The organism is Phyllobacterium sp. P5_D12, assembly GCF_054049495.1.
Genome location: NZ_JBFUMG010000535.1, coordinates 1 through 3,018, shown reverse-complemented (window position 1 = coordinate 3,018; position 3,018 = coordinate 1). Strand labels below are relative to the sequence as shown.

The following is a 3,018-nucleotide window of genomic DNA, read 5'->3' as shown; positions in this document are numbered from 1 at the left end:
GATCACGAACCCGAATGTCGCGCTGATCCTGATGATGATAGGTATCTACGGACTTATCTTCGAATTCATGGCTCCGGGTTCGTTTTTTCCGGGAACCATCGGCGCGATTTGCGTTCTGATCGGCCTATACGCACTCGCTGTGCTTCCTGTGAATTTTGCTGGTCTTGGTCTCATTATCCTCGGTCTTGCGATGATGGCTTCCGAAGCGTTCGTGACATCTTTCGGCGTTCTGGGCATTGGCGGCGTCATCGCTTTCATATCCGGCGCCACGATATTGATCGATACAGACATTCCAGCTTTTCGCATTTCCTGGCCGCTGACCGCAGGCGTCGCCCTGACCAGTCTGGCGCTTTCCTTGATCATCATCCGCCTAGTGTTTTCCTCGCACAAACGCCCGGTGGTGACGGGCAGCGAGGAGATGGTGAGAGCCCGTGGCGAGGTCCTGGAGTGGCGTGGACGCCGCGGGCATATCCTTGCCCACGGCGAACGGTGGGCGGCAGTATCCGAGACGCCGCTAAAAAAGGGACAGCAGGTCCGTGTGGCAGGCATCGAGGGCATTATCCTCACGGTCGAACCCGATCAGCCGGAGAGCAATTAGTGGAGGACTTTCCAATGCTTATCACTGTCTTTATTCCGATTGTCATCATCCTGCTGATGCTCTTGGCTGCCGCGATCAAGATATTGCGGGAATATCAACGCGGCGTGGTGTTTACGCTCGGCCGCTTCACCGGCGTTAAAGGACCGGGCCTGATCATCCTCATCCCCTTCGTCCAGCAAATGCTGCGTGTCGATCTGCGGACAGTGGTGCACGATGTGCCAAGCCAGGACGTAATCTCGAAGGACAATGTCTCGGTGCGTGTCAACGCAGTTCTCTATTTCCGTGTGATCGATCCCGAGCGGGCGATGATCCAGGTCGAGGACTTCCTGATGGCAACGAGCCAGCTTGCCCAGACGACCTTACGCTCTGTCCTTGGCAAGCACGATCTTGACGAGATGCTGGCCGAGCGAGACAAGCTCAATAGCGATATTCAGGAAATTCTCGACGCGCAGACTGACGCATGGGGCATCAAGGTTGCAAATGTCGAGATCAAACATGTTGATCTCAACGAAACGATGGTGCGCGCCATCGCCAGGCAAGCCGAGGCCGAACGCGAACGGCGAGCCAAAGTCATCAACGCCGAGGGCGAGCAGCAAGCTGCTCAGAAATTGCTAGAGGCCGCCCATATCCTGGGGCAACGGCCTGAAGCCATGCAACTGCGTTATCTCAGCACGCTGAATGTGATCGCCAATGAGAAGAATTCAACGATCGTGTTTCCATTCCCGATGGAACTCGGTGAGCTCTTCACGGCCGCGGCGACGAAATCCAGATAGCGGTGTGCAAGTGAACCGCGGCAAAGCGAACGACGGTATTCGTTTGTCGAGCCGTCATGGTATTTCGTCTCAAGATGGTACCTAAAGATGCCATAGAATAATCCCGCACGCTCTCGCGCTATGTCACGATGACTTGAAGGGAACGGCACGTATGACATTCGCCAGGCTTCTCACTCTTGGCGTGCTCGACGATCTCGGCTCACGCACAATCCGACCAGTCAAAGCAGACGGCTATATTAGGGGCGCAGGTGGCGGGCGGTACGGCGCGTATCGCCACCGATATTTGCCAACACGACCCAAAACAAATTGATGCTTACAAAGAGCGGGCGCGACATGCCTTTGCCGCGGAAGAAAACTTTGAAGGAGACTGGATCCTCGGCTGGAATAATCAGCAAAATGCCGTCGACGATATTTCTAAGGTCAAGATGAACAGCCCAGACGAATGCGAGCTCCAGAAATCCGAAACATGCGCACGCATCCGCGGCGAGCTGAACCCCTACAGTTTAAGGCAACTGTTAAATTCTGTTAGATTGATACGCACATAAGGGGCTTGGATCGTAAGCGTTCGGTGCCCTACGGCGTTGGCTCCAGGCGCTTATGAGATGTCTGTTCGGTGCAATACCGCTGCGTTGTTGGAGTTCGCCGAGCACGCGCTGACCTCATCCGCGCTTCCGGACTGCAAAAGGAGCGTACAGCCCTGTCCGCTAGGGGTCTGCCGGAAGGAGCCATCATGAAGGCCTTGAATAGATTCCAACGATCAATTCTCCAAAACTTAGCATGAGGGGTTGCGGTTCCAGTGGATACCTTGTGCGATTTTGAAAGCACTGATCGAGAACATTGCCAGACGTGTATGGACGCTATTTTTGATCACCGTTTCATGACCTATGTTTGGTCCCGATGGTCGATATCTGCCCAGTCTCCGTCATCATTGTCGTTGAGTTCAGGCGACGCCCCATCCTCATGGTCGGAAGTCCGGTTGGACACGATTATCGATCGAACTTTATCTTTAGCCTCATCACTCAGACGTTTCAGGTCCGGGCTAGGTTTTCCGCAGTTTCGCGATATTGTTCATCGACATCCGTTTGATCCATGAGCTGCAGAAGCTCCTCGAAGTCGCGAGCACCTTTTCCGATGACGGCGTGCAGTCGCTCCGCTTGCTCCAGGGTGAGGCTTGGACGGGCGAGTGCCTTGGGAACTTCCTGGACAAGTTTCTCGATCAGGTCGGCGTGCCCTTCAGCCGTGAAATCCATTCATCTGCCATGTTTGTGGTCGCCYTTTCCAAGGAGCGCTCGAGTAACCATGCTAGTCGAAGGCGATGACACCGTTTCGCATAAGCTGCGATTGTGCGTCTTGCCCACCGATATTGAATGAGGCAATCCGAAAACGGAGCGAAGGGCGCGTCACTGTCGCCCCTCTCACTCCCTCCTCCTCAACCACGCCGCTCACTAAGGCCGCGTAAGGATAACCCAAAGGGGAAAACTGGGCGCTTCCGCGCTATCCCGAAGGCCGATATCGCGAAGCATGTGATTTGACAGGTGGGAGATGTGGTTCTTCATTTGATGGCGCCGCCAGATAGCCAGAATCAACGCATTAGCGGTGTTCCAGACGCCGAATTTTTGGCACAGTTCATCGACTGTTGCCGCCAGA

5 protein-coding genes are annotated in these 3,018 nt (G+C 54.9%); 3 read left to right on the top strand and 2 right to left on the bottom strand.

From position 1 onward, the window contains the following. The 3 genes from ACXJ5O_RS23085 to ACXJ5O_RS23075 all read left to right on the top strand — a co-directional run. On the top strand, positions 1 to 598 hold a 598-nt coding region (locus ACXJ5O_RS23085), incomplete at its 5' end, for an NfeD family protein (RefSeq protein ID WP_457301948.1). Positions 599 to 612: 14 nt separating this feature from the next. Continuing rightward, complete coding sequence (locus tag ACXJ5O_RS23080; protein ID WP_457301947.1) at positions 613 to 1,371, top strand: slipin family protein; 759 nt, start codon at positions 613 to 615, stop codon at positions 1,369 to 1,371. Positions 1,372 to 1,619: 248 nt separating this feature from the next. Next, positions 1,620 to 1,916 carry a hypothetical protein gene (locus ACXJ5O_RS23075; protein WP_457301946.1) on the top strand — a complete coding sequence of 99 codons (297 nt, stop codon included), beginning with the start codon at positions 1,620 to 1,622 and terminating at the stop codon, positions 1,914 to 1,916. Between the two features lie 483 nt (positions 1,917 to 2,399). Here the strand turns inward: ACXJ5O_RS23075 and ACXJ5O_RS23070 are convergent, their stop codons facing one another. Then, on the bottom strand, positions 2,400 to 2,621 hold the full coding sequence (locus ACXJ5O_RS23070; RefSeq protein WP_457301945.1) for a hypothetical protein: 222 nt from the start codon (positions 2,619 to 2,621) through the stop codon (positions 2,400 to 2,402). A 195-nt stretch (positions 2,622 to 2,816) separates the two neighbouring features. Continuing rightward, positions 2,817 to 3,017: a DUF1127 domain-containing protein gene (locus ACXJ5O_RS23065; RefSeq protein ID WP_457301944.1), complete on the bottom strand. Its 201-nt coding sequence runs from the start codon at positions 3,015 to 3,017 to the stop codon at positions 2,817 to 2,819. Between the last annotated feature and the right edge of the window lies 1 nt (position 3,018).

Excerpts from the sequence above, each read along its gene's own strand:
- ACXJ5O_RS23080 (WP_457301947.1), top strand. The coding sequence starts at position 613 with ATGCTTATCACTGTCTTTATTCCGATTGTCATCATCCTGCTGATGCTC.
- ACXJ5O_RS23070 (WP_457301945.1), bottom strand. The coding sequence starts at position 2,621 with ATGGATTTCACGGCTGAAGGGCACGCCGACCTGATCGAGAAACTTGTC.